Here is a 25,966-nt window from a genome sequence, read left to right as displayed (position 1 = left end):
CTAACCCGGATTGGACCAGCGTGCGAAAATCGCCGTGGGCAAATGCCGTCCGTCCTCGCCGGTTTCGCGCACCGCCAGATCGCCATGCTCTATCTTGCCCGGGAGATCGGCAAACACCTCTTCGAGCAGCCCGCCGAGCGCGAGGCTGCTCATCCGCACGGCATAAACGGTCAGGAACAGGAAACGGCTGTTTTCATCGAGCAGCTTGCGGCAATCGGAAACCAGTTCCGGCAGGCCCTCATCCAGGCGCCACGTCTCATTCTTGGGACCGCGGCCGAACTTCGGCGGATCGAGGATGATGCCGTCGTAGCGATTGCCCCGCCGGACCTCGCGCGCGGCGAATTTCATCGCATCGTCGACCAGCCAGCGGATCGGGCGATCCTCCATGCCGGAGAGCGCAGCGTTCTCCCGCGCCTGCGCGACCGACTTCTTGCTGGCATCGACATGCGTCACCCGCCCGTGGCGGCTCAGAGCAAGCGACCCGACGCCGGTATAACCGAACAGATTCATGGTCTCCGCATCGGTGCGCCCGTCGAGTTGCTCACGCATCCAGTCCCACACCGGTGCCATGTCGGGGAAGAACTGCAGGTGCCGGAACGGCGTCGGCTGAGCGGTAAAGCGGACCTCGTCGTAACCGAGGGTCCAGCCCGCTTCCGGCAGGCTGCCGTCGAGATGCCAGCGACCGCCGCCGTCCTCGTCGGCGCCGGGAATGAACTCCCCATCGGCCTGCCAGTCGTCGCTGCGCGGCGACCACATGGCCTGCGGTTCAGGACGGATGAAGCTGTAATCGCCGAAGCTCTCAAGCTTGCGGCCATGTCCACTGTCGAGCAGGCGATAGGCGTCCCAGCCCTCGCCGACCATCAGCATCGGATCGCGCACGAGTTCGGCCATCAGGCCGCGTGCTCCATGATGTGGGCGCGCACCGCCTCATAGGTGCCGGGCAGTTCGACATAGCTTTCCTCGCGCGCGAAGAGATCGCCGACGCGCGGGGGAAGTTGGGGACGCAGGCCGGTTGCCCGTTCGACGGCGTCGGGGAACTTGGCCGGATGAGCCGTCGCCAGCGTCACCACAGGTACCGTGGGATCGATCCCGGCGGTGCGGGCGGCGTGGAGGCCGATGGCGGTATGCGGGTCGAGCATTTCGTCGCACTGCTCGAACGCCCAGCGCATGGCCTGTGCCATGTCATCGGCATCCGCACGTGCGCTCGCAAACAATGCGGCTGCGCCCTCGCGCTGGGCGTTGGTCAGGCGCATGGCCTTTTCCGCATCGAAACCGGCCATCTGCTCGGCCATGGCAAGACCATCGCGCCCGCCGACGTCGAACAGGAGGCGCTCGAAGTTGGAGCTGACCTGTATGTCCATGCTGGGCGCTGCGGTCGCGGTGACGGTGCCGGTCGAATAGTCGCCGTCCGCCAGCGCGCGATGCAGGATGTCGTTCACATTGGTGGCGACGAGCAGCTTTTCGATGGGCAGCCCCATCCGCGCCGCCACATGACCTGCAAAGACGTCGCCGAAATTGCCGGTCGGCACGCTGAAAGCAACCTTGCGTTCGGGCCCGCCCAATTGCAGCGCAGAGATGAAGTAATAGACCACCTGCGCCATCAGCCTGGCCCAGTTGATCGAATTGACCGCACCGATCCGATGCTTTGCCGTGACGTCAGCATCCGCGAAGATGCGCTTCACCATCGCCTGCGCATCATCGAAGCTGCCATCGATGGCGATATTGTGGACGTTGGGCGCGCGCACCGTGGTCATCTGGCGGCGCTGGACGTCGCTGACCCGGCCCTTGGGGTGCAGCATGAAAATCTCGACATTGTCGAGACCCGCAACGGCATCGATGGCCGCACTGCCGGTATCGCCGCTGGTCGCACCGACGATCGTCAGGCTGCCCTCTTCGCGGGCGAGGAACTCTTCGAACAGCAGGCCCAGCATCTGCAGCGCCACATCCTTGAACGCGAGCGTGGGACCATGGAACAGCTCAAGCACCCAATGCTGCTCGTCCAGCTGCACCAGCGGTGTCACGGCCTTGTGAGCGAAGCGACCATAGGCCTTGGCCGTTAGCTCGCGCAGACGCTCGGGCGTCAGGCAGTCGCCGACGAAGGGCTCCATCACACGAGCGGCGACTTCGGCGTAAGGCAGACCGCGCATGTCCGCGATCTGGTCCTGAGTGAACTGCGGCCATTCTTCAGGCACGTAAAGGCCGCCGTCGCTGGCGAGGCCGGCCAGTGTGACGCCTGCAAAATCGAGCGTCGGAGCGCTGCCGCGGGTGGAGACGTATTTCATCGTGAGAAGGCGGTTAGCGAGGTGCCGCGCACCGGGCAAGCAAGCGGCTCTTTAATCGTCTTTAGCCCGCGTGCCACGCCGACGCAGGGCGAGGATGTAGATCACCAGAGCCGTAAGCGCGAAAAAGAACCACTGGCCTGCATAGGCGAGGTGGTTGTTGGGGAGGTTGCGCGGATCGGGGCTGGCGAGAGGTTCGAGGCCTGCCAGGCCTTCTGCAGACACCACACGTCCGCCTGGGGCGATCGTGCCGCGCACTTCGCCGCCTTCCCATTCGACCGGCTGAGGGCTGCGCGAAAAACCGAGATCGACGATAATGGTCCGGCCATCTGCCAGGAAGCAGCTCGCCCTGTGCGCCATGCCTTTTGCACCGCGGCTATTGGTGCCAGCCACAGTCGTGGTGTTCGTCACATCCTCGCAGGAAACTGTGGTCCTGCGGTAAAGCACATCCTCGATGCCTGCCGCATCGTCCGGGTAGGCGACTTCAGACGACATGCGCAGCGATTGCTCGGCCTGCGCGATGAGCGCTTCCTTCTCGTCCATCCGGCCCAACTGCCAGAAGCCGAGCGCGATCATCACGGCAATGGCTGCGGCCACAATGATCGTGGGGATGACGGGAATGCGGGTGGTCATGATGTTACTGTCTCGATCGAAAGCGAAAGGGGCAGCCGCGGCAATGCCGGGCTGCCCCTTTCAATATCCGGCAAGCCGGAAGGCATTAGTGGAATTCGGCTCCCCAGCCGCCCCAGACGTAGACGACGGCGAAGAGGAACAGCCACACGACGTCGACGAAGTGCCAGTACCACGCAGCCGCTTCGAAACCGAAGTGCTGGCGGGGCGTGAAGTGGCCCTTGTAGGTACGCACGAGGCAGACGATCAGGAAGATCGTGCCGACGAGCACGTGGAAGCCGTGGAAGCCGGTCGCCATGTAGAAGGCCGAGCTGTAGGTGTTGCCGCCGAACGCGAACGGAGCGACGCCGTACTCGTACGCCTGGATCATGGTAAAGACGGCGCCCAGGATGATCGTGAGCCACAGCCCCTTCTTCAGGCCATCGCGATCACCGTGGATCAGCGAGTGGTGCGCCCAGGTTACCGTGGTGCCCGAGCAAAGCAGGATCATGGTGTTGAGCAGCGGAAGGCTGAAGGGATTGATGACCTCTTCGATCGCCGCCGGAGGCCAGACGCCGCCCACCACTTCGGAGATTTCCGAGGGGAACAGGGCGAAATCGAACCAGCTCCAGAACCAGCCGACGAAGAACATCACTTCCGAAGCGATGAACAGGATCATGCCGTAACGCATGTGCAGCTGGACGACCGGCGTGTGATCGCCGCGCTCTGCTTCCTTCACGATATTGCTGAACCACGCGAAGAACGTGGCGATCAGGCCGGCGATGCCGAGACCGAGCACGAGGTGCGCGCTGGCCATTTCGTGCATGTAGAGCACCATGCCGCTGGTGAAGGTAAGCGCCGACAAAGAGCCGATCAGCGGCCAGATGTCGGGTTCGAGGATATGATATTCGTGATTGACGTTGCCAGCCATTATACTCGCGTCCTGTATTCGCGTTATCGCGCTGCCCTTAAAGCGCCATGGCGCGCGGGTCTAGGGTCTACTCTGCAGAATCTATCGCGCGGTGGAAAGTATAGGAAAGCGTGATCTGCTCGACACCTTCCATGTTGGGATCGTCCAGCGCCTTGGGATCGACGAAATACAGCACCGGCATGCGGACTTCCTCACCGGGCTGGAGCGTCTGCTCGGTAAAGCAGAAGCACTGGATCTTGTTGAAATATGCGCCCGCCTGCACCGGCATGACGTTGAACGTCGCCGTGCCGGTGATCGGCTGGTCGGAGTTGTTCTTCGCGACGTAGATAGCCATGTCGCGCTGGCCGATGGTCACGGTATCGGTCGGTTGTTCCGGCCTGAAGCTCCATCCGAGACCGGGTGCGACCGACCCGTCGAAACGTATCGAAATCTGCTTCCCGCCGGCGGCCTGGCCCATGCGTTCGGCGAGATTCGCTTCGCTTTCGGTGGCGCGCTGTGTCGTTCCGCCGAAGCCTGTGACCTGGCAGAACAGTTCGTAAAGCGGCACCGCAGCATAACCGAGGCCGAGCATGGCGGCAGCGCCGAGCAGGGCCAGCATCGCGGTACGGGTCTTGCGAGTCTCCAGCGTTGCGGCAGTCACCTTATCCTCACATCCTCACGATCGTGATCATGTAGAAAAGCACGGCAAGAAAAAGAAGGATCCCGCCAAGGACGAGATTCCGGCTTTTCTGGCGGCGCTTGAATTCGGCTTCTTCTTCGGGGGTCATAGGGCGGCTCCGTATTGGGCGGCGATGCGATCCACGACCAGCACCGCGAAAAGGGCGAAGAGGTACAGAACGCTATACCCGAAAAGGCGCTTTTCCGGGAGCATCTTGTCGCCTTCTGCCGGCTCGCGAAAGGCGACCGGGAACGACAGCGCAAGGAACACGAGAGAGAGGACGGAGGCCGAAATCCCGTAGATCGCGCCGGTTCCGCCGATCAGCCATGGCGCAATGGCGATGGGCAGCAGGATAACGGAATAAGCCAGGATCTGGCGACGCGTCGATTTGGCCCCCTTCACCACCGGCATCATCGGAATGCCGACCTTCGCATAATCGCTCTGCACGAACAGCGCGAGCGCCCAGAAATGCGGCGGCGTCCAGGTGAAGATAATCGCGAAAAGCAGCACCGGCATCAGGGTGATGTCGCCGGTGACGGCCACCCAACCGATCAACGGCGGGAAGGCCCCTGCCCCGCCTCCGATGACGATATTCTGCGGCGTGCGCGGCTTCAGCCAGATGGTGTAGATCACCGCATAATAGACGATGGACAGCGCCAGGATGGCCGCCGACAGCCAGTTTACCGCCAGGCCCATGATGACCACGGAGGCGGCGGATATCAGGATGCCGAAGTCGCGGGCGTCGGTCCGCTGCATCTTGCCGGTCGGCAGGGGACGCTGCGAAGTGCGCTTCATCTCCGCGTCGATATCCGCTTCCCACCACTGGTTGAGAGCGGCCGCTCCGCCCGCGCCGAGCGCGATACACAGGATGGCGGTGAAACCGATCACCGGATTAATCGTCCCGGGCGCAGCCAGCAGGCCGCACAGGCCCGTGAAGATGACGAGGCTCATCACGCGCGGCTTGGTCAGCGCGTAAAAGTCGCGCCAGTCCGCCGGGAGCTGGGTTGTGGGGGCTGCTTCGGTCATGGGATTCGCTGGCGCCGCCTATACCCTGTTAGGAGGCGCTGTCCAAGCCGTCTCGGGAAGGCGGATCGCCTCCTGCGCCCTCATAGCCTTGCGAGCCATTCGAGCAGGATGCGATTGACCTCCTCCGGCCGTTCCTGCTGCGTCCAGTGGCCGACATTGTCGAGGATGTGGCCTTCGATTTTCGGAGCGAAGAATTTCATCATGCCGACGGGATCTGTCACGGCGCCGAACAGGAAGGTCGCCGGGTCGCGCGTACCGCCGATGAAGAGCGCAGGCTGTTCGATGCGCTTACCCTTCCAGCCCTGCAACCATTCGAAATCCCGCTCGTGATTGCGATATCGGTTGAGCGGACCGCGAAAGCCTGATGACTTGAACTCGGCCTCGTAGAAATCGAGGTCATCGTCGGTAAGCCAGGGGACGGGTTCCGGATCGGGAAGCCCTTCGAGGAAGGTCGCGCCATAGGGCTTGTCCCAATAGCTGCCCGGGGGCACGTCGCCGCTGATCGAGTACATCATCCGGTGCACCCAGTCGCGCGGGTCCTTCTCGGCTTCCGCTTCGGCCACGCCCTCGGCCTGGAAGTACTCCTGGTAGAAATACTTTCCCTGCGAGGTGAAGTGCTCGTGAAACACCTCGGTAAAGGGGCGCTGGGGTACTCCTGCAAACGGTACCGACAGCCCGGCGACGGCGCGGAAGTGTTCCGGATGGGTGAGCGCGGTGTTCCACACGATGGGCGCGCCCCAATCGTGCCCGATCAGGATCGCGGGCTGGCTCGGCTGCAAGGCCATTTTCAGGCCCACCAAATCCCCTACGATACGTTCGAGCGCGTAGGCTTCGATCGGATGCGGCTTGTCCGATCCCCCATAGCCGCGCACATCGATCGCACAGGCTGTAAAGCCTGCCTCCGCGATCGGTCCGATCTGATGCCGCCAGCTGTACCAGCTTTCCGGAAAACCGTGCACCATGATGACGAGAGGACCTTCGCCCTCGAGCGCACATCGCAGGCTCAGCTCTCCGACGTCGATCATCCGCATTTCAGGCATTCGGGCTTTTCCTTCGCGCAAAACAAAACGGCCGATCCCTCATGGGACCGGCCGCTTCGTCATGTCCAGCTATAGCTACGATCAGGCCGTTGCAGGCTTGGCGTCGCCAATGTGGTCGTGGTGGTCGTGATGCTCTTCGATCACCGGAAGTTCGCTGAACTGGTGGAACGGCGGCGGGCTCGACAGGCTCCATTCGAGCGTCGTCGCGCCTTCGCCCCAATAGTTCGCTTCGGCCTTCTTGCCGGCCACGAAGGCATAAACGATGTTCACGAAGAACAGGACCATCGATGCTGCCATGATCATGTAGCCGAAGGTGCTGATCTCGTTCCAGTAGGTGTAGGCGTCCGCATAGTCCGGATAGCGGCGCGGCATGCCCTGCCAGCCCAGGAAGTGCTGCGGGAAGAAGATCACGTTCACGCCGATGAAGAAGCCCCAGAAGTGGAGATGCGAAAGCAGTTCGGAGTGCATCCGGCCGCTCATCTTCGGGAACCAGTAGTAGAAACCGGCGAACATCGAGAACACGGCGCCCATCGACAGCACGTAGTGGAAGTGGGCAACCACGAAGTAGGTGTCGTGCACCACGTCGTCCACGCCGCCATTGGCGAGATAGACGCCGGTCACGCCGCCCACGGTGAATAGGAAGATGAAGCCCAGCGCCCAGACCATCGGCGACTTGAACTCGATCGAGCCGCCCCACATCGTGGCGATCCAGCTGAAGATCTTCACGCCGGTCGGGACCGCGATGACCATGGTCGCTGCGGTGAAGTACATCTTCGTGTTCACGTCGAGGCCGACGGTGTACATGTGGTGGGCCCACACGACGAAGCCGACGACGCCGATCGCGACCATGGCGTAGGCCATGCCGAGGTAGCCGAAGACCGGCTTGCGGCTGAAGGTTGCAACGATCTGCGAGATCATGCCGAAGCCCGGCAGGATCATGATGTACACTTCGGGGTGACCGAAGAACCAGAACAGGTGCTGGTAAAGGATCGGATCGCCGCCGCCTGCAGGATCGAAGAAGGTCGTGCCGAAGTTACGGTCGGTAATCAGCATGGTGATTGCCGCCGCAAGAACCGGCAGGGCCAGCAGCAGCAGGAAGGCAGTGACCAGCACCGACCATACGAACAGCGGCATCTTGTGCAGGGTCATGCCCGGCGCACGCATGTTGAAGATGGTGGTGATGAAGTTGGTGGCACCCAGGATCGAGCCTGCGCCTGCAAGGTGCAGCGAGAAGATCGCGAAGTCGACTGCCGGACCGGTGGAGCCGGAGGTCGAAAGCGGTGCGTAAACGGTCCAGCCCACACCCGCACCCGGCCCGATACCGCCGGGAACGAAGAGCGAGAAGAGCAGCGACAGGAAGCCTGCCACGGTCAGCCAGAACGAGATGTTGTTCATGCGCGGGAACGCCATGTCGGGCGCGCCGATCATGAGCGGCACGAACCAGTTGCCGAAGCCGCCGATCATTGCAGGCATGACCATGAAGAAGACCATGATCAGGCCGTGCGCGGTAATGAACACGTTCCACATGTGCAGTGCACTGTCGATGTCGGCAGCGCCACCCATCAGCTGCGCCCAATACTGGAGGTACTGGATGCCGGGTTCGGCGAGTTCTGCGCGCATGATGCCCGAGATCGCGCCACCGACGATGCCCGCGATAATCGCGAAGATCAGGTAGAGCGTACCGATGTCCTTGTGGTTCGTGGACATGAACCAGCGCGCGAAGAAGCCGGGCTTGTGGTCGGCATCATGCGCGTGGTGGTCGTCGTGGGCCTGGAAGCTGTCGGCGGTAGTGGCCATCTTGCTATACTCTCGAATGCGTTATCGTCAGCGGACTGGAATCTAAAAGCGTAATCAGGTGGTCGGGTTCTCGACCGGGAATTCGCCGGCACCGGCAGCACCTTCGACAGTGCTTTCCGGTTCCTGTCCCGGAGCGAGCTCCGCGTCGAGATCACCGGTTTCCTCTGCGCCAGCGATCGTGCCGCCCTGTGCGAGGACCCACTGGTTGTACTGCTCCAGCGGAAGCGCCTCAACCGTGATGGGCATGTAGGCGTGACGGGCGCCGCACAGTTCGGAGCACTGGCCGTAATAAACGCCCGGCTTCTCGACCATCAGGATCTTCTCGTTGAGACGACCCGGAACGGCGTCGAGCTTGAACCACAGGCTCGGCACGGCGAAGGAGTGGATCACGTCGGCAGCGGTGATCTGCATGCGGATCGGAACGCCGACCGGAACGACCATGCGGTTGTCGACGGCAAGCTGCTTGGGTTCGCCACGCGCTTCTGCTTCCGCGTCGTCGAGCATGTTCGAAATGATCTCGAACTCGCCATTGTCGGGATAGGTATAGCCCCAATACCACTGGTAGCCGGTCGCCTTGATGGTGATGGCATCCTTCGGGATCGGCTCGTACTGCTTGGCGATCAGCGTGATCGAGGGGATCGCGATGGCAAGCAGGATGAGGGCCGGAACAACCGTCCAGATGACTTCGATCAGCGTGTTGTGGCTGGTCTTCGAAGGCGTCGGGTTCGCCGAGCGGCGGAAACGGAAAATCGTGTAGAGCATCAGCACGAGCACGAAGAGGCTGATCGCGACCATGACCCAGATCAGGCCGATGTGCAGGCCGTAAGCAAATTCGCCGGTTTCCGAGAACTGCTGCTGGATATCGAGGCCTGCGTCCACCGGCATGCCGATACCTTCGGTCGGCTTCATCGGCGTGTAGGCTCCGCTACCTTCCGTAACGGCACCCGGATAGGCAACGTCCGCTGCCTCTGCCGGATCGACAGATTCGAGCTGTTCGGTGGCGGTAGCTTCTGCAGCATCCTGCGCAATCGCTGCCTGCGATCCGAAGACCAGGGCGAACGCCATTACCAGGCTGGCGACAATCCGGTGGAAACCGAGGAATTTCATCGTCTTGGCACTCTTTCGTGTCATGTCATCGTCCGGGCAAATCCCACGTTGCATATGCCGAAACTCAACTAACGGCGCAGGGGCAAGCGACCCTGCAACAAGGGCCCGGTTGGGCCGCCCTATAGATAGACATGGCGCACGCCTCAAGCGTTGGGGGCAGAAAAATGTGCATCCTGCATTGCCTCTTGCGCAATCGGGCCGGACGCGCTTTGAGCCACGGTGACATGACAGAAGATGAAATCCTCTCCGAATTCCGCGCCAGCGAAGCCCTGCTCGAAGGCCATTTCAAGCTCTCCAGCGGCAAGCACAGCGGCCATTACCTGCAATGCGCGCGGGTGCTGATGAACCCCGACCGGGCCGGCAGGCTGGCGCTGGCGCTGGCGCAGAAGATCCCGCGCGAGATCCGCAACGAGATCGACGTCGTGGTCAGCCCCGCGATGGGCGGCATCATTATCGGGCAGGAAATGGGACGTGCGCTGGGCAAGGACGCAATGTTCCTGGAACGGCCCGAAGGCGAATTCCACCTGCGCCGCGGCTTCCGGATCGAGCCGGGTGCCAAGGTGCTGATGGTGGAGGACGTCGTTACCACAGGTCTTTCCAGCCGGGAGGCTATTGCCGCCGTGGGCCGCGAGGGCGGCGAAGTGATCGCCGAGGTATCGCTGGTCGATCGCAGCAACGGCTCTGCCGATCTGGGCGTGCCGTTCTTCCCGCTGATCGATATCAACTTCCCGACCTATGACGAGGAAGATTTGCCCGAAGAACTCGCCGCCATCGAAGTAACGAAACCGGGTAGCCGCGCGGCATGACCCGCCCGCTCCGCCTCGGCGTGAACATCGATCACGTCGCCACCATCCGCAATGCGCGCGGCGGCGACCATCCCGATCCGGTGCGCGCGGCGGAGATCGTGGCGCGCGTCGGCGGAGACGGGATCACCGCGCATCTGCGCGAAGACCGGCGCCACATCCGCGATGCCGACCTGAGGCGAATCCAGGAGGCAACTGACCTCCCGCTAAACCTGGAAATGGCAGCGACCGAGGAAATGCTCGAGATCGCCTTGGCCCACAAGCCGCATGCCGCCTGCATCGTCCCGGAAAAGCGCGAGGAGCGCACCACCGAGGGTGGCTTAGACGCCGCTGGCCAGCACAATACGCTGGCGCCCATCGTGTGGAAACTTAAAGACAACGGCATCCGCGTGTCATTGTTCATAGAGGCGGACGAGCGCCAGCTCGACGCCGCGCTCAAGCTCGGCGTTCCGGTCGTGGAATTCCACACCGGCGAATATGCCCATGCCCATCTCGACGGCGACAGCGACAAGCTGGCCCGCGAACTGAAGCGGATTTCCGACATGGCCGCCCTTGCTGCCAAGAACGGCATCGAACCGCACGCAGGTCACGGCCTCACTTACGAGAACGTCCAGCCGATCGCCGCCATTCCCCAGATCGCCGAACTCAACATCGGACATTACCTGGTGGGCGAGGCCGTTTTCGTCGGGCTCGAAAGCGCGGTACGCCATATGCGCGAACTGATGGACGAAGCCCGGTGAGCAAGGCCGCGCTGTCCGGCAAGGAACAGCTTTGGGCGCTCGCAGGCGTCATCCCTTTCCTCTTGAGCATCGGATTGCTGGCCTTCGCGGTCTCGCAGCAGACTGCGCTCGCATTTGCGATCGGCTGGCCGATCATCCAGGTGATCGGCTATGCTGGCGCGTTTAAGCGCTCAAAGGGCGAAATCGACCACCCCCTGGTCAAGAGCCAGGTCTTCATTCACTGGATGATGCTGATCATCCTCACCGTCATGATTTCGAGGGCAGCATGATCATCGGAATGGGCTCCGACCTGTGCAATATCGAGCGGATCCAGAATTCGCTCGACCGCTATGGCGAACGATTCGAACTGCGCGTCTTCACCGAGATAGAACGAGCCAAGGCCCGCAAGCGCCCCTTCACCATCGCCGGCACCTACGCGAAGCGCTTTGCCGCAAAGGAAGCTTTCTCCAAAGCGGTCGGGACCGGCTTTCGTCGCGGGGTCTTCATGAAACATATCGGCGTGGTGAACGCCCCTTCTGGCGCCCCTACACTGGCGCTGGAGGGCGGCGCTGCACAAAGGCTTGCCGAAATGGTCCCGCACGGCCATGAGCCGCGCATTCATCTCACCCTCACCGACGACCATCCATGGGCACAGGCCTTCGTCATCATCGAGGCCCATCCCGCTTGAGTATCGACACACCGGCCGTGACAAAATCCGACAAGCAAGACGAGAAGGTAAACTGGTTCGCGGAAATCCGCGGCCTGGCGCTGATGCTGCTCGCCGTCTTCGCGTTCCACAGCTTCATTGCGAAGCCGTTCTATATCCCGTCAGAATCGATGCTGCCTAACCTGCTGGTCGGCGACCGGCTGGTCGTGAGCAAATATCCCTATGGCTGGAACTGGTCATCGGTCAGTTTCCACCTCGCGCCGCGCGGCGACTGGCGGGTTGCCGGATCGACGCCCGAATACGGGGATATCGTCATTCCGGTCCACCCGGAGCGCGACGAGGATTATATCAAGCGCGTCGTCGCGCTGCCCGGCGATACGATCGCGGTGGTCAATGGCCGTATCGAATTGAACGGCCAGCCCGTCCCGCAGGAAGTCGAGCCCGCGCGTGACCTGCCGGTCGATGCGAACTCCACCTGCTGGGGCTTCGGCGATCCGAGCTTTCTGGTGACCGACGATGATGGCAAGCCGGTCTGCCGCGTGCCGGTCCTGCGCGAAACGCTGCCGAACGGGGCGAACTACCTTGTCATCGACCACACGCGCACGCAGCTCGACAATTTCGGCCCGATGACCATTCCAGAAGGCGAAGTCTTCGTGATGGGCGACAATCGCGATCATTCTTCCGACAGCCGCGAACTCAATTCCTCGCGCGGACTCCTCGGCCCGGTGCCGCTGGAAAACATCGGCGGGCGTGCGGAATTCATCACCTTCTCGCTCGACGGCACGACCTCGCTCAATCCTGTGACCTGGTTTACCAGCTTGCGCGAAAACCGTTCCTGGACCACTCTGCGACCTGCCATAGCGCAGGAGCCCGAAGGATAAATGCCTGAAAACAAAGCCGCGCACCCCGGCCTGGCGGCAGAAGACGACAATCCGGGTGCTAGCCCCACACGCATAGGCGACCCGCGCATCCGGTTCGAGGCGGCCCGCGCATTGACTTGGGGCCTCGTCATTGGCCTGATCGCGCTTGCGGTCCATTTGTCGCAATCGCTGCTCGTCATTTTCGGTGCGATGGTCTTCGCAGCCCTGATCGATGGCGGCTCGCGCCTGCTGGGTCGCGCCCTGCCCATCGGCCGCAACTGGCGCGTGGCCATCGTCCTGCTGCTGGCAACGGCCTTCCTGGTCTGGCTCGTCTACTTCGCAGGCTCGCAGATTTCGCAGCAGGCGGCCGAATTCCCCTCGATCATCGAAATGCAGTTGGAGCGTTTCCTGGAATACCTGCGCGGCAAGGGCTTCGCCGTGCGAACAGAAGACATCCAGTCGATGTTGGGCAATCTCATGAGCGGCGTCGGGACCGTGACCCGCGCAATCGGCGGCCTTTTCGGTGGCGTCACGACGCTGCTCCTGATTATCATCATCGGCGTCTATTTCGCGATCGATCCGCGCATCTACGAGCGCGGCGTCGCCTGGATGGTCCCGGCGAGCAAGCGCGAGGCGTTCTACGACACCCTCAGCTACCAGGCCTATACGATGCGCAGGCTGCTCGCCGGACGGTTGGTCGGCATGATCGCTGAGGGTATCTTCACCTGGGCCCTGCTCGCCCTCTACGGGGTGCCGATGGCGGCCCTGCTCGGCCTGCTGACGGGCCTACTGGCCTTTATCCCGAACATCGGCGCGATCATCTCCGGCGTGCTGATGGTGCTTGTCGGCTTTTCCGGCGGGGTCGACATGGGTCTTTATACGATCTTCGTATATTTCCTCGTCCAGAACTTCGACGGCTATATCCTGGTGCCCATGATCGCCAAGAAGACGGTCGACCTTGCGCCCGGCCTTGTCCTTTCGGCCCAGCTGATCTTCGGGGTGCTCTTCGGCATCCTCGGCCTCGCGCTCGCCGACCCGATGCTGGCGATGATCAAGGTCGCGCTGGAACGCCGATCAGAGCGGTTGGGCAAGCTTGACGCGGATGCAGAGATGACGGAGGCAGACGCCTGAAATGGCACGCAAATTCCTCTATTTCGTAGCGATCATCATCGCGATCATCATCGTGGGCGCAATTGCGCTTGCGATCTATGGGCGCGAGGCGACGGAGATCGCTTTCGTGCCGCGCGGTGAATTCGTCGAGCAGGAAGCGCTCGCCGCCAACGCCTATGAAGATCCCGCCATGTGGTATTCGCGGCCCGGCATCGGGACCGACGATCCGGCGCGCTACCAGCCAGCCGTCGCGCAGCTGGCACCCGATCCTGCCACCCGCACGCCCTCGCCCGAAGCTCCCGCCGCCGAACAGAGCATTGACGGCCCCGCGCCTTTCGCCACCATCGGCTCGGAGCGGGGCGAAGCTGCGGACGCCAGCGAGACGCCCTCCTTCGCAGTCTTTTTCGTACCGCCCACCAGCTACACCAAGGGCGCGCTGGGCGAATGGAACGCGCCGCTCGACGATGCCGAGACCGACCGGCTCGCTCGCGTATTCCTGAGGGGCCTCGCAAGTCCCTTCAATCGCGCCGAGGAGATCTGGGCACCCAAGTACAGGCAGGCCGCCGTGGGCGCCTTCCTGACCGAGCAGGACGAGGCGACGCGCGCGATCGATGCCGCCTATGCCGACATTGCGCAGGCGTTCGACTATTTCGTTGAAAGCGTGGATGCCGACAAGCCGATCGTCCTTGCAGGCCACAGCCAGGGCTCCGTCCATATCCTGCGCCTTCTGCGCGAGAAGGTAGCCGACACGCCGCTGCGTGACCGCATCGCCGCGGTCTATGCGCCGGGTTGGCCGATATCGGTCGAGCACGACCTGCCGTCCCTGCCCTATCCGGCCTGCGCCACGGGTGAACAAGCGAGCTGCATCGTCTCGTTCATCAGCTTCACCGACGATGGCGATCCGGGGCAGTTGCTGCAGCGTTACAGTGCACTACCCGGGCTGGATGGCAGTCCGCGTGGCCAGGACGACAGCGTCCTGTGCGTCAATCCGCTGACCGGGATGACCGGCGGATCTGCTCCTGCGTCCGACAACCTCGGCACGCTCAAGCCAAGCGCGGATATGAGTTCCGCCGAGCTGGTTCCGGGAGCCGTTCCTGCGCGCTGCGACGAAGCGGGCATCCTGCGTATCGGGGATGCGCCCGATCTCGGCCCTGGCGTGCTGCCGGGCGGCAATTACCACGTCTACGACATCCCGCTGTTCTGGAAGAATCTGCAGGAAGACGTCCTCAACCGGGTGCGGACATGGACGACGCGGCAATCGTAACCGACAACCGGCTCGAATTCGGCGACCTGCTGCCTGACGGCGGGGTTCTGCTCGCGCTCGATCTCGGCACCAAGACCATCGGCGTTGCGACGTGCGATGCCGGATGGCGCTTTGCCACGGCGGGCAAGACCTTGCCGCGCGGCAAGTTCACCCAGGATTGCGGCAAGCTTCGCGAGATCGTGAAGGAGCGCGCGGTGCAAGGCGTGGTCATCGGCCTGCCCCGGAACATGGACGGCAAGGAGGGCCCCCGCGCCCAGGCCAGCCGGGCTTATGCACGGAACATTGCTACCGCGCTGGACTTACCCGTGCTGCTGTGGGACGAACGCTGGTCGACCGCGAGTGCGGAGGCCGCGATGATCGGACAGGACATGAGCCGGGCAAAGCGCGCCGAACGTATCGATGCCCATGCGGCAGCGGTCATCCTGCAAGGCGCCATAGACGCGCTGGCGGGAGGGGGTTTTTAGGGAGAGGGTCGCAAATGCTGGGATTGTTCGACGTGTTCGACGTCTACGAAGGTAATACGAAAATCAGGGCGAGCCGACGTGGCAGGATACTACGCCTCCTTGCCTTCGCCTTCATCGCCCTGCTCTTCGTCCTGACAATCCGGACACTCTGGTAGGAAGCTCCTAGAGCGCAGCTCTTCGCGAAGCGGCTTCGGCCGCGAGCATTATGCTGCCGCTCTGCTCTGCCTGCCGCCACAGCGCATCCCGGCCAGCCTTGTCCAGCAGCCCGCTTCTCGCCTCGTAGCTGGCGAGGCGCATGCGGTCGCTGGGGTGCGCCTTGCCGACCCACTCAGCGAAATCCAGCGCTTCTTCGGTTCCGATTCCGATGGCGCAGCGCAGGAAGCACTCGGTCGAAGTGGGGTTGAGAATGCCCGTAACGGCATCGTTCTCGAGATCGAAGCCGTACTGGTCATACCAGCCCTTGGCAGGGTCGACGTGCATGATGTTGAGCGAGACGGAAAGGCTTTCCGGCGGAAGTTGCGCGTGCACGTCGCGGTGGGCGCGGTAGAGCATCAGCTTGCCTTCGGTAAGGGCGGACCGCTCGACAAACCGCAGGCCTGCATTCTCGCCCTTATATCCCGCCACGCTTTCGTAGTCGTATTCGTAGTAATCGCTCAGATAGCCCGGCCCGAAATAGCCTGCCGTCAAAAAGCTGAAATTGTGGTCGTGCGGAATTCCGTAGACGAATGTCTTCGCGCCGCTGGCCTTGAAGCAGGCCTCGTCTTCACTGGGCCAGATATTCGCACGCAGAAAGAAGCTGCCCATGTTCGGTGACAGGACGATTGCCTGCGGCCCGTAGCCGCTTTCGTGGCCGCCTTCGCGGTGGTTCTGCTTGAGCTGTTCGATCAGCAGGTCGCCGAGGAAATTGCGGTCGTTGGCGAGCCGCCTCAAAGCAAGTGCGGCATTCGAGAGGTTGCACTCGTCTTCGGGATCGAAGCCTCCCGACAGCATTTCGATGCTTTCTCCAAGAGCGTGCGAGTGAGTGTCGGCCACATCTATTACGCGGGGCATTCGGCAAGCTCCTGTGAGGCGAGCTGGGGATAGGTTTCGAGCAGCTGCGCCCGCAGCGCCCCCGCCGTTGCAGCGAGTGGATCGACGGGGTCGCTGGCCATCCGGCTGAGCGCGGCGAACCCAACTCCACTGTCGAGCGCGAGGCATTCGCGCAGAGCCTGCCAGCGGGCGTGGTCGCTGCCCTCGCGGGTGAGCCGGGCAAGGACCGGTGCCGCATCGCGCCGACCCATGCGCCCGAGCAAGGCCGCCTTCATTTCAAGACCGCTCTCGTGGCGCGAGCCGCTCGCCCGGTGCAGCAGGCGACCATCGTCCAGCGCATATTCGCAAGCGTCGCAAGGCACCTCGTCGGTCCTTGACAGACGCAGGACCACCATCCTGCCATGAACCCTCAGGATAGATTTGGTGTATTTCCGCCCGGCGAAATGCATCACTTCGCCTGCGGTGATCCGGCGGGTATCGCAATCGATCGCCGCCCTTTCCCGCTGCTCTTCGAGCAATTCGAGAAAGCGGATGTCGGCGCTGCCCGCCAACACGGTCTCGTGCCGCTCACCGCCTGCAAAACAGGCGGACTTCGCTTCGGCACCGTCCAGCTCAGTGTACATCAGCAGCGTCAGTGCCGCACTGCCGGACTGGGCGAGCTGGAGCACGCTGAGACCATCGGAATGCTGGTGACGGATTGGCACCTGGCCCGTCGGGTTTTCCGCAAGGCAGGCCAGCATCGGCTGCATCAGTGCCGACACCAGGTCCTGCGCGTGTGGGCCTTCTCCGAAGAGTGACGCCAAGTTCGGGCACTGGTCCAGCGGCGCGCCTTCCCCGTAGGCCTCAAGCTCGCCAAGCGCTTGAGATCCCTGCCCGCTGCGCCAGTCGTCGCGCACTCGTTCGAGCGCCAGCTGCGCGTTGCGCTGCGAGGCGGGATCACCTCGCAGCGCGCGCAATTTCGGATCGATCCTCATTGCGTAGAACCCGGCTTCAGAGAAAGGCTTCGGGATCTACGGTCTCGTAGACGTAGACCATGATCACGACCACGCGATCGTCCACGGTCGGACCGCCATGGGCGGAAAGGCTGCCGAAGAGACCGGTGACCGTGTCGAGACCCGGCAGGCTGGAAATATCGATCTTGGGAAGATCCATTGTGTGCTGCCTGTTGCGCGGAGCCGGACGCCAATGTCCTGCTTTCGCCGCGCAGGAACTGGCTGGCGCTTCGGCGCGCCGGGATCGAATTAAAAGGCTGTAACTTGCGGGAACCCGGCGCTATCGCCGCGTGAAACCATGACCGAGACCGCCAAATTCGATCCGCGCGCCGCCACACCCGTCCTCACCAGCAGGGGGCATTCGGGGTGGCTGGGCCTGACCTATTCCGACCACGGTGAAGATTGGGTTGAACTCACCCTCCCCTGGCGTACCGACCTGCTCGGTGAAGATGGCCAGCGGGTGCTTGCCTCGGGCCCGATCATGAGCCTCATGGACATGGCGAGCGGCCTCGCAATCTGGAAAACGATGGACCGCTTCGAACCCATTGCGACGCTCGATCTGAGGGTCGATTACGTGCGCCCGGCGCGCGAAGGTGCGTCGGTCTTCGGCCGCTCGCAATGTTATCGCCTCACCCGCAGCGCCGCTTTTGTCAGGGGCCTTGCCCATGATGGCGACGTCGATGATCCCGTGGCCCACATCCAGGGGGTTTTCATGAAAATCGGCGGAGCCGACACGCGGGAGGTGCCAAATGGCTGAGCACCCCGACATCAGTGTCCTCACTCCCTACGCCCGTTCCCTCGGCATCAAGCTGGCGGAATGGGACGGCGATACGCCGGTCATGCGCGTCGATTTCGTCGAAGCGGTCGAAGGGCGGCCCGAGCATTATCACGGGGGCGCAACCGGCGGCTTGCTCGAGACCGCAGGCTACGCGGCTCTGCGCGCTTTATTGGCGCAAAAGGATCGCGAGGCGGTGCTCAAGCCGATCAATATCACCGTCCAATATCTGTCTGCGGGAAAGAGCCGCGAGACTTACGCAAGCGGCCGCGTCACGAAGCTTGGTCGCCGCAGCGCAAACATCACGGTCGAGGCGTGGCAGGATAATCCCGACCGCCCCATCGCGACCGCAGTCATGAACGTGCTGATGGCCGAGCCAGCGAAGGACTAGTTCGCCTCGAGCGCGCCGCGACGCTCCAATTCTTCGCGAACGGCCTCATAACGCTGTTCTTCGGCCCTGCGCCGCGCTTCCTCTATCGCTTCTTCGGATACCGAAACGCCTTCGTCGCCAATGCGGATATCGACCGGGATGCCGTCTATTTCAGTCGAGAAAACCGCTTCGCCGTCGCGGATGCGCAGGCGCGAGTTACCGTCGCCGATGGGAATGTCTTCCAGATCGGGCACATCGAGCGGTTCGACCGGACCGCCGGGGTCCTCGTTCGAACGCGGACCGGGGCGATCGGGCGCCGCGCTAGCGCCGAGCGCCTGCGTCATGAAATCGCGCCAGATCTGTGCCGGAAGCCCGCCACCCGAAATACCGTCGAGCGGGGAATTGTCATCATTCCCGATCCAGACGCCGACCACGAGGTCTCCTGCATAGCCCACAAACAGGGCATCGCGGTTCTCCTGGCTGGTGCCGGTCTTGCCGAAATTCGGTCCGGACAACATCGCGCGTCGCCCGGTGCCTTCATTGATCACGGCGCGCAGCATGTCCTCGATCTCGGCATGTGTCGAACCGCTCAAGCTGTCGTTGCCGTCCCACAGGCGCTGGAACCACCCCTTCTCTTCCTTGGCGAAAGCGTGCGGCGTTATCGGGAAAGAGTTTGCGGCGATGCCCGCATAGGCTGCGGTCAGTTCGAGCAGGTTCATGCTGGTCGAACCAAGCGCAATACTAGGGTCGCCTCGCGTGAAATCTCCCGTGATGCCGAAGTCTCGGACAGTCTCGATGACCTTTTCCGAGCCGACTTCATTGAAGAGGCGCAGCGTCGCGACATTGCTGGACTGCGCCAGGGCATCGCGCAGGGTGATGGTTGGCGAATAGCGGCCGTTGGCATTGCGCGGGCGATAGCTGCCCTCGGTGATTTCGGTATTGTCGATGGTGTCGTCGGGGCTCCACCCGTCGCGAAGCGCGGCGAGGTAGACGAAGGTCTTGATCGTGGAGCCTGGCTGCCGTTCTGCCTGCGTGGCACGGTTGAAGGGCGATTTCGTATAGTCCTTGCCGCCGATCATCGCCACGACCTCGCCATTCGTGCGCATGGCGACAAGTGCCACTTGCGCATTCCCGAGAGGCGCACGGCTCGTCACGTTACGAGCGATGTTCTGGAGCCGACTGTCCAGCGTCGTGGTGAGCGTCTGGCGCGAATACCCAGTTTCGGTCAGCTCGCGCGCTTCGGGCAAGGCCCAGTCAGCGAAATAGGTGCCGGTGGGAAGATCGCTCTTCATGCGCACATCGAGTGCGGGAGACTTCATCGCGCGCGCCTGCGCATCGGTGATGTAACCCGCTGCAACCATCGACTGGATGACCAGCCGCATGCGCTTCTCTGCACGCTCGTAATGGCGAGTGGGCGCATAGGCGCTGGGAGCCTGCAGCAGTCCTGCCAGCATGGCCGCCTGGTTGGGGCGCAGGTTTTCCGGCTGGCGATAGAAATAATGGAGGCTCGCCGCTCTCAGCCCGTACACATTGTCGCCGAAATAGGCGTTCGACAGGTAGCGTTCGAGGATCTCGTCCTTGGTCAGCCAGCTTTCCAGCCAGAATGCGATCAATGCCTCGCGAGCCTTGCGGGTCAGCGTTCGCTCGGGAGTCAGGAAGGTGAACTTGGCGAGCTGCTGTGTAATAGTGCTGCCCCCGCCGGTGCCAGTCACCGCAGCACGGGCGATCCCGCGCGGGTCGACGCCCCAATGGCTGTAGAAACGACGGTCCTCGATCGCGAGGAAGGCCTGGATCACATGGGGTGGCAGTCGGTCGACATCGACTGGCTCGTCCGTAATCGCCCCATTGCGGGCGATCGGCGTCCCGTCCGCCGCCAGCAGGGTGATCTGCGGCGGCGCGATCGGTTCAAGGGACTTTCCCAGCGGCGCCGTGATCGCCAGCCAGCCGACAAGGACGATGAACAGCGCCAGCACGCCGGCAATGGCCCGGACGAACCACCAGCGTTTGCGGCGGCCGCGCCAGTAATCGCGTTGCCACGGCCGCAGGCGTTTCTGCTCCTGCCGGGCGAGCGCATCGTCGAGGTCGTCCCAACGTGCATCCCAGGCATCGTCGTCGAAACCGTCGTGCAGCGAATAGAAGCCGCGATGCGATGACATCGCCGGTTCGCCGCGCCGTCTGCGAAAGATGGAATCGAGTACGCCCATGACCTACTGTGCTACACAAATAACACAGTCATTCATAGGGGGCTCAACCTTAACTCTTGCCGACCACGCTTTCGGGCAGGTCTTCGCCGAAGACGCGCTGGTAGTATTCGGCCACCAGCATGCGTTCTTCCTCGTCGCACTTGTTGAGGAAGGAGAGACGGAAGGCAAAGCCCACGTCCTTGAAGATGGCGTAGTTCTGCGCCCAGGTGATCACCGTGCGCGGGCTCATCACGGTCGAGATATCGCCGTTGATGAAACCCTGGCGCGACAGGTCGGCGACCTTGATCATGTCGGCGAGGATCTTGGGATCGATGTCGGGGTTCTTCGCCTCGACAATCTTCTGCTCGGTCTCGGCGGGCAGGTAGTTGAGACCAACCACGATGTTCCAGCGGTCCATCTGTCCCTGGTTGATCGCCTGCGTGCCGTGATAAAGCCCACTGGTATCGCCTAGGCCGACGGTGTTGGCGGTCGCGAAAAGGCGGAAGTGCTTGTCGGGGCGGATCACGCGGTTCTGGTCGAGCAGGGTCAGCTTGCCCTGCTGTTCGAGCACGCGCTGGATCACGAACATCACGTCCGGACGGCCCGCGTCGTATTCGTCGAAGACCAGCGCAACCGGGTGCTGGAGCGCCCAAGGCAGCAGGCCTTCGCGGAATTCGGTGACCTGCAAGCCGTCGCGCAGCACGATGGCATCGCGGCCGACAAGGTCGATACGGCTGATATGCGCATCGAGGTTGATACGGATACACGGCCAGTTGAGACGCGCGGCGACCTGTTCGATGTGGGTCGACTTGCCGGTGCCGTGATAGCCCTGGACCATCACGCGGCGGTCGTGCGCAAAGCCGGCCAGGATCGCGAGCGTCGTGTCCGGATCGAACACATAGTTTTCGTCGAGATCGGGCGTACGCTCGTCAGGCTTGGAAAAGGCCGGGACTTTCCAGTCGATATCGATGCCGAATGTCTCGCGGACATCCACCTCGGTATCGGGAGCGGAAAGGACGGTTTTGGCAGCCGCGTCGAAGGTCTTGTCGGTCATCTCGTTCATCGCTTGGGCGACGTAGGCATTTATCTCCGCTGCGCCAAGCCTATATTGGCCAGCAATGCCCCAAGACCCGCTTTCAGAACGCATTCGCATGAAGCTCGTCGAGCGGGTGCGCGGCGTGTTCAACGATGTCGAAGGCGGGGAACAGCCGGTCCCGGTTTCGGACGATGCCCTGTTCGAGAAAGACACGCCGATACGCATGGTACACGCGGACATCGTGGGCATGATGGTCGGCGGGATACGCGGCCTGCTCTTGCAGATGCTCCATCCGCACGCGCTTCAGGGCGTGCTCGACCATTCCAACTTCCGCTCCGACATGCATGGCCGGCTGCGGCGCACCGCGCGGTTCATCGCGGTCACGACCTTCGGCCATCGCGACGACGCACAGGCCGCGATCGAGCGGGTCAATCGGATTCATGCTGCAGTTGGCGGTACCGTGCCCGACGGTTCGCCCTATTCCGCCAGCGATCCGCGAATACTCGCCTGGGTGCACGTCGCTGAAGCGACTAGTTTCCTCGCAGCATACCTGCGCCACGTGAGGCCGGATATGCCGGGCAGCGAGCAGGACGAGTATTACCGGCAGTTCGCCGTTATCGCCCGTGCGCTGGGTGCCGATCCGGTCCCGCTCGACAGGCGGGAGGCAGAGCAGATATTCCGCGAGCTGCGCAGTGATCTCGCAACATCGCCCAAGGCGCGCGAGATTGCCGACTTGGTCCTCACGCAACGTCCGCAAGGGGCCCCGCCGGCCGTCCAGTCCATGCTCGGTGCGGAAGCGGTGGCGCTTCTGCCGCCCTTCGCACGCTCCATGCTCGGGCTAGAGCGGCCTGGTATAGGCGCCTTCCCGGCTCGAGCGGCGACCTGGGGCGTAGGCAAGACGCTGCGTTGGGCCTTCCGCCAGAATTGACGCGCAATCGCCAAGTCGCGGTGCTACTCTCGATGCTGAGAGGAGAGCCGCAATGTATATCCAGGGATTCCTGATTGCCGTGCCCGAAGGCAATAAGAACGCCTATCGCGAACAAGCTGAAAAGGCCGCTGCAAAGTTCCACGAATACGGTGTCACCGAGATAGTCGAAGCCTGGGAAGAAGATATCAGCGACGGCAAGGTGACCGATTTTCGCAAGGCGACGAAAGCCGAAAAGGGTGAGAAAATCGTCTTCAGCTGGATGATCTGGCCCGACAAGGCCACCGCCGATGCCGCGCACGCGAAGATGGAAAACGACTCCTTCTGGGAGGAGGAAATGGGTGAAATGGCCTTCGACGGCATGCGCATGATGTGGGGCGGCTTTACACCGATCCTCACGAGCGGGAGGGATTGATGGCCGACTATACCTTCTTCACCAACCCGATGAGCAGGGGCCAGATCGCCCGCTGGGCGCTGCACGAGGTCGGCGCGGATTACGAGACGGAGCTGGTCGAATGGGCCGCGAAGTCTGAAGCTTTTCTCAAGGCCAACCCGCTCGGCAAGGTCCCGACGCTCGTCCACCATCATGGCGATCACATCCACACGGTCACCGAAGCGGCAGCGATCTGTCATTACCTCGCCGAAATGCATCCCGAGGCGGGGCTATTGCCCGAGCCGCACGAGAAAGCCGCCTATTTCCGCCGGTTGTTCTTTGCTTCCGGGCCGGTCGAACAGGCCATCATGGCCAACAGCATGGGCTGGGGCGTCGACGATCCGCAGAAGCAGGGCATGCTCGGCTTCGGCAGCTACGAGCGGGCGATGGACACGTTCGAGACGCTCATGGCGGACCGAGACTATGTCTGCGGAGATCGCTTCACCATGGCCGATGTCTATGTCGGCAGCCAGGTCGACTGGGGGATGCAATTCGGCACAATCCCAAAGCGGCCCGTATTCGAGGCCTATGCGCAGCGATTGCGCGAACGGTCGGCCTATCAGGAGGCGAAGGCGATCGACATGAAACTTGTCGAAGGGTCTAGCCAGTGAACGAGCTTTCTATCACCCGCTATATCGATGCTCCCCCGGCCAAAGTCTGGGACATATTAGCCAACCGGCAAGAGGAATGGTGGTGCCCCAAGCCGTGGAGCATCGAGATGATCGCTCAGGAGCGGCACGCAGGCGGTCGCAGCGCCATGATGATGCGCGGACCCAATGGCGAGGAAATGCCGCAGGAAGGCATTTTCCTCGAATGGTCGGAAGGCAAGCGCTTTGTAACCACCGATGCTGTCAATTCGGACTTCCAGCCCGCCGGACCGTTCATGGTCGGCATTTGGGAGATCGAGCCGGAGCGAACGGGCACGCGCTATATCGCCCGCGCCCGGCACTGGACCGAAGATGCTATGAAGCAGCACGAGGAAATGGGTTTCGAGGAAGGCTGGGGCGCGTGCGCGGACCAATTGAAAGCCCTCGCCGAAGCAGATTGATCAGGCGATCGCCCTGCTCTTGCGCAGTGTCTGGTATGCTTCGACGACCTTGTTGAGCCGCGTCTCGTATCCGCGATCACCGCCGTTCCGGTCTGGGTGGTAGCGCCGGACGAGTTCCGAATACCGCCGCCGCAGGACCTTTCTATCCACGTCGAGGCCGAGCCCCATGGTGTCGAGCGCCGCAGCTTCCTCGCGGCTGAACCGGCCGTCCATCGCCATTTCCGCCTGGCGCCGTGCCTTGCTCTTGATCCCGTTTGCCCGCGCGGAGATCGCTTCGAGCGGATCGTCATAGTCCGCCCAGCGCGGCATTCCGTCCACGCCGGCAGTCGGCCTGAAGCTGGGACTTTCGGTTCGCCAACCGCTGGCCGGACCCTGCGCGTCGAGGATTTCCTCCGCCGTCATGCCTTCGAACCAATCGTAACCGGCGTTGAATTCACGCACGTGCTCAAGGCACATCCAGCGCCATCTGCCGGGTCCGTCAAAGCCATGCCCGGCTCCGCCCGGCGCGCGAAACTCCCCTGCCTCCCTGCAAGTCGGGTGTTCGCACACTCTTCCGGTGTCTTCGTATCTTCCGTGAAACTTTGTCTGGCGCATTCGTTCTAGGATGGGGAGCGAATCCCTGTATGGAAAGAGGCGAAAAGGAGAAACGATCGCATGGCAGGCCCTGTTCAACAGGAGATGGAACGGCTTTTGACCGACGCTTTCGCCCCGACACGCCTCGAAGTGATCAACGACAGCGCCAAGCACCACGGCCATACAGGCGACGACGGCAGCGGCGAATCCCACTTCACTGTCGTGATCGAAGCGCCCGCCTTTTCCGACAAGAGCCGCGTCGAACGCCAGCGCATGGTGAACAAGGCGCTGGGCGACATTCCGGGCGAGCGCGTCCACGCCCTATCCATCCAGGCATCTGCACCGACAAGTTAAGGGGAGCCGCAATGAGCCAGATCGACCTTACGCTTCAGCCGACGACCCACGATCTCGGCCAGTTCGAGGTCCGACGAGTTCTCCCCGCCAAGAAACGCAGCATGGTCGGCCCATTCATTTTCGTCGACCAGTTCGGGCCTGCTCAGCTCGACCTCGGCAGCGGCATGGACGTGCGCCCTCACCCGCACATCAACCTTGCGACAGTCACCTGGCTGTTCGAAGGCGCGATCGACCATCGCGACAGCCTGGGTAGCTTTTCGACCATCCGCCCTGGGCAGGTGAACCTGATGACCGCTGGCAGGGGCATCGTCCACTCCGAGCGCTCCCCGGAAGAAGAGAGGAAGGCCGGACCCAAGCTCTACGGGATGCAGACCTGGCTTGCGCTGCCCGATGGCCGCGAGGAGATCGATCCCGCATTCGAAGAACGCAATGACCTGCCGATCGTCGAAGACGGCCGCGCCAAGGCTATCGTCATCATGGGCGAATTGTGGGGCGAACGCGCACCGACGACGACCTATGCGGAAACGATCTACGCCGAGATCGTGCTCGAGGCGGGCGGTGCGATACCGATCGAAGAAGATGCCGACGAACGGGCCCTCATGCTGGTCGGCGGCGAGGCGAGCGTGGATGGACACCCGCTGGAAAAATATACGCTCAACGTCCTCCAGCCGGGACGCGACATGACGCTCGAAAGCAAGTCCGGAGCGCGCGTGATGCTGATGGGCGGCGAAGCCTTCAGCAGCAATCGCCATGCCTGGTGGAATTTCGTCAGTTCCAGCCGCGAGAGGATCCAGCAGGCCAAGGAAGACTGGCGCAAAGGCCGTTTCCCCGTCGTGCCGGGGGACAGCGAAGAACGAATCGAATTGCCCGACGGTGCACCCAAGACCGTCACGTATCCTTGAGGAGGGAGAACC

Annotated in this window: 32 protein-coding genes; 17 read left to right on the top strand and 15 right to left on the bottom strand. The window is 62.7% G+C overall.

The window, feature by feature from the left end; genetic code table 11:
• The 9 genes from BM173_RS12570 to coxB all read right to left on the bottom strand — a co-directional run bounded on the left by BM173_RS12570 (position 1) and on the right by coxB (position 9,471).
• Positions 1–891 (bottom strand): class I SAM-dependent methyltransferase, encoded by an 891-nt coding sequence (locus tag BM173_RS12570; RefSeq protein WP_090482356.1) that lies wholly within the window; start codon positions 889–891, stop codon positions 1–3.
• The gene (gene thrC / locus BM173_RS12565) at positions 891–2,282 is read right to left on the bottom strand and encodes a threonine synthase (RefSeq protein WP_090482353.1); all 1,392 of its coding nucleotides are present in this window, start codon (positions 2,280–2,282) and stop codon (positions 891–893) included. The genes BM173_RS12570 and thrC overlap by 1 nt, the downstream gene beginning before the upstream one ends.
• A gap of 51 nt (positions 2,283–2,333) precedes the next feature.
• Positions 2,334–2,912, bottom strand: coding sequence for an SURF1 family protein (locus tag BM173_RS12560; protein WP_090482350.1), 579 nt, complete (start codon positions 2,910–2,912; stop codon positions 2,334–2,336).
• 85 nt (positions 2,913–2,997) lie between these two features.
• Positions 2,998–3,819: a cytochrome c oxidase subunit 3 gene (locus BM173_RS12555; protein ID WP_090482347.1), complete on the bottom strand. Its 822-nt coding sequence runs from the start codon at positions 3,817–3,819 to the stop codon at positions 2,998–3,000.
• A gap of 67 nt (positions 3,820–3,886) precedes the next feature.
• Positions 3,887–4,459: a cytochrome c oxidase assembly protein gene (locus tag BM173_RS12550; protein ID WP_090482344.1), complete on the bottom strand. Its 573-nt coding sequence runs from the start codon at positions 4,457–4,459 to the stop codon at positions 3,887–3,889.
• 123 nt (positions 4,460–4,582) lie between these two features.
• A complete protein-coding gene (locus BM173_RS12545) occupies positions 4,583–5,503 on the bottom strand; it encodes a heme o synthase (RefSeq protein ID WP_090482342.1) in 921 nt (306 codons plus the stop codon).
• A gap of 80 nt (positions 5,504–5,583) precedes the next feature.
• Complete coding sequence (locus BM173_RS12540; RefSeq protein WP_177201904.1) at positions 5,584–6,543, bottom strand: alpha/beta fold hydrolase; 960 nt, start codon at positions 6,541–6,543, stop codon at positions 5,584–5,586.
• A gap of 81 nt (positions 6,544–6,624) precedes the next feature.
• Complete coding sequence (gene ctaD / locus BM173_RS12535) at positions 6,625–8,340, bottom strand: cytochrome c oxidase subunit I (RefSeq protein ID WP_090482336.1); 1,716 nt, start codon at positions 8,338–8,340, stop codon at positions 6,625–6,627.
• A gap of 54 nt (positions 8,341–8,394) precedes the next feature.
• Positions 8,395–9,471 (bottom strand): cytochrome c oxidase subunit II, encoded by a 1,077-nt coding sequence (gene coxB / locus BM173_RS12530; RefSeq protein WP_245755887.1) that lies wholly within the window; start codon positions 9,469–9,471, stop codon positions 8,395–8,397.
• Positions 9,472–9,671: 200 nt separating this feature from the next.
• On the opposite strand from coxB, the gene pyrE reads away from it, so the two are divergent.
• From pyrE to BM173_RS14630, 9 genes are read left to right on the top strand one after another with little or no spacing between them, the layout of a single operon-like run.
• Positions 9,672–10,253, top strand: a complete 582-nt coding sequence (gene pyrE / locus BM173_RS12525) for an orotate phosphoribosyltransferase (RefSeq protein ID WP_090482333.1) — start codon at positions 9,672–9,674, stop codon at positions 10,251–10,253.
• Complete coding sequence (locus BM173_RS12520) at positions 10,250–10,990, top strand: pyridoxine 5'-phosphate synthase (protein WP_090482331.1); 741 nt, start codon at positions 10,250–10,252, stop codon at positions 10,988–10,990. Before pyrE ends, BM173_RS12520 begins: the two co-directional genes overlap by 4 nt.
• Positions 10,987–11,259, top strand: a complete 273-nt coding sequence (locus tag BM173_RS12515) for a hypothetical protein (RefSeq protein WP_090482328.1) — start codon at positions 10,987–10,989, stop codon at positions 11,257–11,259. The genes BM173_RS12520 and BM173_RS12515 overlap by 4 nt, the downstream gene beginning before the upstream one ends.
• Positions 11,256–11,657, top strand: coding sequence for a holo-ACP synthase (gene acpS, locus BM173_RS12510; RefSeq protein ID WP_090482326.1), 402 nt, complete (start codon positions 11,256–11,258; stop codon positions 11,655–11,657). The genes BM173_RS12515 and acpS overlap by 4 nt, the downstream gene beginning before the upstream one ends.
• Positions 11,615–12,517, top strand: coding sequence for a signal peptidase I (gene lepB / locus BM173_RS12505; protein ID WP_090482321.1), 903 nt, complete (start codon positions 11,615–11,617; stop codon positions 12,515–12,517). Before acpS ends, lepB begins: the two co-directional genes overlap by 43 nt.
• Positions 12,518–13,627 carry an AI-2E family transporter gene (locus tag BM173_RS12500; RefSeq protein WP_090482319.1) on the top strand — a complete coding sequence of 370 codons (1,110 nt, stop codon included), beginning with the start codon at positions 12,518–12,520 and terminating at the stop codon, positions 13,625–13,627.
• 1 nt (position 13,628) lies between these two features.
• Complete coding sequence (locus BM173_RS12495) at positions 13,629–14,870, top strand: DUF3089 domain-containing protein (RefSeq protein WP_090482316.1); 1,242 nt, start codon at positions 13,629–13,631, stop codon at positions 14,868–14,870.
• Entirely contained in the window at positions 14,849–15,334 is a 486-nt protein-coding gene (ruvX, locus tag BM173_RS12490) for a Holliday junction resolvase RuvX (RefSeq protein ID WP_090482313.1), read from the top strand. Before BM173_RS12495 ends, ruvX begins: the two co-directional genes overlap by 22 nt.
• A 14-nt stretch (positions 15,335–15,348) precedes the next feature.
• Positions 15,349–15,489 carry a hypothetical protein gene (locus BM173_RS14630; protein ID WP_177201903.1) on the top strand — a complete coding sequence of 47 codons (141 nt, stop codon included), beginning with the start codon at positions 15,349–15,351 and terminating at the stop codon, positions 15,487–15,489.
• 7 nt (positions 15,490–15,496) lie between these two features.
• Here the strand turns inward: BM173_RS14630 and BM173_RS12485 are convergent, their stop codons facing one another.
• The 3 genes from BM173_RS12485 to BM173_RS14625 are packed head-to-tail and all read right to left on the bottom strand — an operon-like array spanning position 15,497 to position 17,515.
• Positions 15,497–16,366, bottom strand: a complete 870-nt coding sequence (locus tag BM173_RS12485; protein WP_143089644.1) for a transposase — start codon at positions 16,364–16,366, stop codon at positions 15,497–15,499.
• 5 nt (positions 16,367–16,371) lie between these two features.
• Positions 16,372–17,337 carry a hypothetical protein gene (locus tag BM173_RS12480; protein WP_090482307.1) on the bottom strand — a complete coding sequence of 322 codons (966 nt, stop codon included), beginning with the start codon at positions 17,335–17,337 and terminating at the stop codon, positions 16,372–16,374.
• A 16-nt stretch (positions 17,338–17,353) separates the two neighbouring features.
• Positions 17,354–17,515, bottom strand: a complete 162-nt coding sequence (locus BM173_RS14625; RefSeq protein ID WP_177201902.1) for a hypothetical protein — start codon at positions 17,513–17,515, stop codon at positions 17,354–17,356.
• A gap of 138 nt (positions 17,516–17,653) precedes the next feature.
• Here BM173_RS14625 and BM173_RS12475 point away from each other — a divergent pair, with 138 nt between their 5' ends.
• Both BM173_RS12475 and BM173_RS12470 read left to right on the top strand, forming a co-directional pair.
• Positions 17,654–18,112, top strand: coding sequence for a PaaI family thioesterase (locus BM173_RS12475; protein ID WP_090482304.1), 459 nt, complete (start codon positions 17,654–17,656; stop codon positions 18,110–18,112).
• Entirely contained in the window at positions 18,105–18,521 is a 417-nt protein-coding gene (locus tag BM173_RS12470) for a PaaI family thioesterase (protein ID WP_090482301.1), read from the top strand. The genes BM173_RS12475 and BM173_RS12470 overlap by 8 nt, the downstream gene beginning before the upstream one ends.
• Here BM173_RS12470 and BM173_RS12465 read toward each other — a convergent pair.
• Entirely contained in the window at positions 18,518–20,656 is a 2,139-nt protein-coding gene (locus tag BM173_RS12465) for a transglycosylase domain-containing protein (protein ID WP_245755885.1), read from the bottom strand. The two genes, BM173_RS12470 and BM173_RS12465, sit on opposite strands and share 4 nt — an antisense overlap.
• Positions 20,657–20,753: 97 nt before the next feature.
• Complete coding sequence (locus BM173_RS12460) at positions 20,754–21,746, bottom strand: AAA family ATPase (protein WP_177201901.1); 993 nt, start codon at positions 21,744–21,746, stop codon at positions 20,754–20,756.
• A gap of 55 nt (positions 21,747–21,801) precedes the next feature.
• On the opposite strand from BM173_RS12460, the gene BM173_RS12455 reads away from it, so the two are divergent.
• Genes BM173_RS12455 through BM173_RS12440 form a run of 4 tightly spaced genes read left to right on the top strand, consistent with a single transcriptional unit; the run spans position 21,802 to position 24,125 of the window.
• Entirely contained in the window at positions 21,802–22,647 is an 846-nt protein-coding gene (locus BM173_RS12455; RefSeq protein WP_090482295.1) for an oxygenase MpaB family protein, read from the top strand.
• A gap of 52 nt (positions 22,648–22,699) precedes the next feature.
• The gene (locus BM173_RS12450; protein ID WP_090482292.1) at positions 22,700–23,059 is read left to right on the top strand and encodes a DUF1428 domain-containing protein; all 360 of its coding nucleotides are present in this window, start codon (positions 22,700–22,702) and stop codon (positions 23,057–23,059) included.
• Positions 23,059–23,688 carry a glutathione S-transferase family protein gene (locus BM173_RS12445; RefSeq protein ID WP_090482290.1) on the top strand — a complete coding sequence of 210 codons (630 nt, stop codon included), beginning with the start codon at positions 23,059–23,061 and terminating at the stop codon, positions 23,686–23,688. The genes BM173_RS12450 and BM173_RS12445 overlap by 1 nt, the downstream gene beginning before the upstream one ends.
• The gene (locus BM173_RS12440) at positions 23,685–24,125 is read left to right on the top strand and encodes an SRPBCC family protein (RefSeq protein ID WP_090482287.1); all 441 of its coding nucleotides are present in this window, start codon (positions 23,685–23,687) and stop codon (positions 24,123–24,125) included. Before BM173_RS12445 ends, BM173_RS12440 begins: the two co-directional genes overlap by 4 nt.
• On the opposite strand, the gene BM173_RS12435 is transcribed toward BM173_RS12440, so the two are convergent.
• Complete coding sequence (locus tag BM173_RS12435; protein WP_090482284.1) at positions 24,126–24,719, bottom strand: J domain-containing protein; 594 nt, start codon at positions 24,717–24,719, stop codon at positions 24,126–24,128.
• Between the two features lie 60 nt (positions 24,720–24,779).
• On the opposite strand from BM173_RS12435, the gene BM173_RS12430 reads away from it, so the two are divergent.
• Positions 24,780–25,052: a BolA family protein gene (locus BM173_RS12430; protein ID WP_090482281.1), complete on the top strand. Its 273-nt coding sequence runs from the start codon at positions 24,780–24,782 to the stop codon at positions 25,050–25,052.
• Positions 25,053–25,063: 11 nt separating this feature from the next.
• A complete protein-coding gene (locus tag BM173_RS12425) occupies positions 25,064–25,954 on the top strand; it encodes a pirin family protein (RefSeq protein WP_090482277.1) in 891 nt (296 codons plus the stop codon).
• The last annotated feature ends 12 nt before the right edge of the window (positions 25,955–25,966 follow it).

Origin of the sequence: Qipengyuania nanhaisediminis, from assembly GCF_900115585.1 — a bacterium.
GTDB lineage: Bacteria > Pseudomonadota > Alphaproteobacteria > Sphingomonadales > Sphingomonadaceae > Qipengyuania > Qipengyuania nanhaisediminis.
The sequence above is the reverse complement of the archived record's forward strand: the minus strand, read 5'-3'. Positions and strand labels throughout refer to the sequence as shown.

Coding starts and splice junctions, on each gene's coding strand:
- BM173_RS12570 (WP_090482356.1), bottom strand. CDS start 891: ATGGCCGAACTCGTGCGCGATCCGATGCTGATGGTCGGCGAGGGCTGG.
- thrC (WP_090482353.1), bottom strand. CDS start 2,282: ATGAAATACGTCTCCACCCGCGGCAGCGCTCCGACGCTCGATTTTGCA.
- BM173_RS12560 (WP_090482350.1), bottom strand. CDS start 2,912: ATGACCACCCGCATTCCCGTCATCCCCACGATCATTGTGGCCGCAGCC.
- BM173_RS12555 (WP_090482347.1), bottom strand. CDS start 3,819: ATGGCTGGCAACGTCAATCACGAATATCATATCCTCGAACCCGACATC.
- BM173_RS12545 (WP_090482342.1), bottom strand. CDS start 5,503: ATGACCGAAGCAGCCCCCACAACCCAGCTCCCGGCGGACTGGCGCGAC.
- BM173_RS12540 (WP_177201904.1), bottom strand. CDS start 6,543: ATGCCTGAAATGCGGATGATCGACGTCGGAGAGCTGAGCCTGCGATGT.
- ctaD (WP_090482336.1), bottom strand. CDS start 8,340: ATGGCCACTACCGCCGACAGCTTCCAGGCCCACGACGACCACCACGCG.
- coxB (WP_245755887.1), bottom strand. CDS start 9,471: ATGACACGAAAGAGTGCCAAGACGATGAAATTCCTCGGTTTCCACCGG.
- pyrE (WP_090482333.1), top strand. CDS start 9,672: ATGACAGAAGATGAAATCCTCTCCGAATTCCGCGCCAGCGAAGCCCTG.
- BM173_RS12520 (WP_090482331.1), top strand. CDS start 10,250: ATGACCCGCCCGCTCCGCCTCGGCGTGAACATCGATCACGTCGCCACC.
- acpS (WP_090482326.1), top strand. CDS start 11,256: ATGATCATCGGAATGGGCTCCGACCTGTGCAATATCGAGCGGATCCAG.
- lepB (WP_090482321.1), top strand. CDS start 11,615: ATGGGCACAGGCCTTCGTCATCATCGAGGCCCATCCCGCTTGAGTATC.
- BM173_RS12500 (WP_090482319.1), top strand. CDS start 12,518: ATGCCTGAAAACAAAGCCGCGCACCCCGGCCTGGCGGCAGAAGACGAC.
- BM173_RS12495 (WP_090482316.1), top strand. CDS start 13,629: ATGGCACGCAAATTCCTCTATTTCGTAGCGATCATCATCGCGATCATC.
- ruvX (WP_090482313.1), top strand. CDS start 14,849: ATGGACGACGCGGCAATCGTAACCGACAACCGGCTCGAATTCGGCGAC.
- BM173_RS14630 (WP_177201903.1), top strand. CDS start 15,349: ATGCTGGGATTGTTCGACGTGTTCGACGTCTACGAAGGTAATACGAAA.
- BM173_RS12480 (WP_090482307.1), bottom strand. CDS start 17,337: ATGAGGATCGATCCGAAATTGCGCGCGCTGCGAGGTGATCCCGCCTCG.
- BM173_RS14625 (WP_177201902.1), bottom strand. CDS start 17,515: ATGGATCTTCCCAAGATCGATATTTCCAGCCTGCCGGGTCTCGACACG.
- BM173_RS12475 (WP_090482304.1), top strand. CDS start 17,654: ATGACCGAGACCGCCAAATTCGATCCGCGCGCCGCCACACCCGTCCTC.
- BM173_RS12470 (WP_090482301.1), top strand. CDS start 18,105: ATGGCTGAGCACCCCGACATCAGTGTCCTCACTCCCTACGCCCGTTCC.
- BM173_RS12465 (WP_245755885.1), bottom strand. CDS start 20,656: ATGTCATCGCATCGCGGCTTCTATTCGCTGCACGACGGTTTCGACGAC.
- BM173_RS12460 (WP_177201901.1), bottom strand. CDS start 21,746: ATGAACGAGATGACCGACAAGACCTTCGACGCGGCTGCCAAAACCGTC.
- BM173_RS12455 (WP_090482295.1), top strand. CDS start 21,802: ATGCCCCAAGACCCGCTTTCAGAACGCATTCGCATGAAGCTCGTCGAG.
- BM173_RS12450 (WP_090482292.1), top strand. CDS start 22,700: ATGTATATCCAGGGATTCCTGATTGCCGTGCCCGAAGGCAATAAGAAC.
- BM173_RS12445 (WP_090482290.1), top strand. CDS start 23,059: ATGGCCGACTATACCTTCTTCACCAACCCGATGAGCAGGGGCCAGATC.
- BM173_RS12435 (WP_090482284.1), bottom strand. CDS start 24,719: ATGCGCCAGACAAAGTTTCACGGAAGATACGAAGACACCGGAAGAGTG.
- BM173_RS12430 (WP_090482281.1), top strand. CDS start 24,780: ATGGCAGGCCCTGTTCAACAGGAGATGGAACGGCTTTTGACCGACGCT.
- BM173_RS12425 (WP_090482277.1), top strand. CDS start 25,064: ATGAGCCAGATCGACCTTACGCTTCAGCCGACGACCCACGATCTCGGC.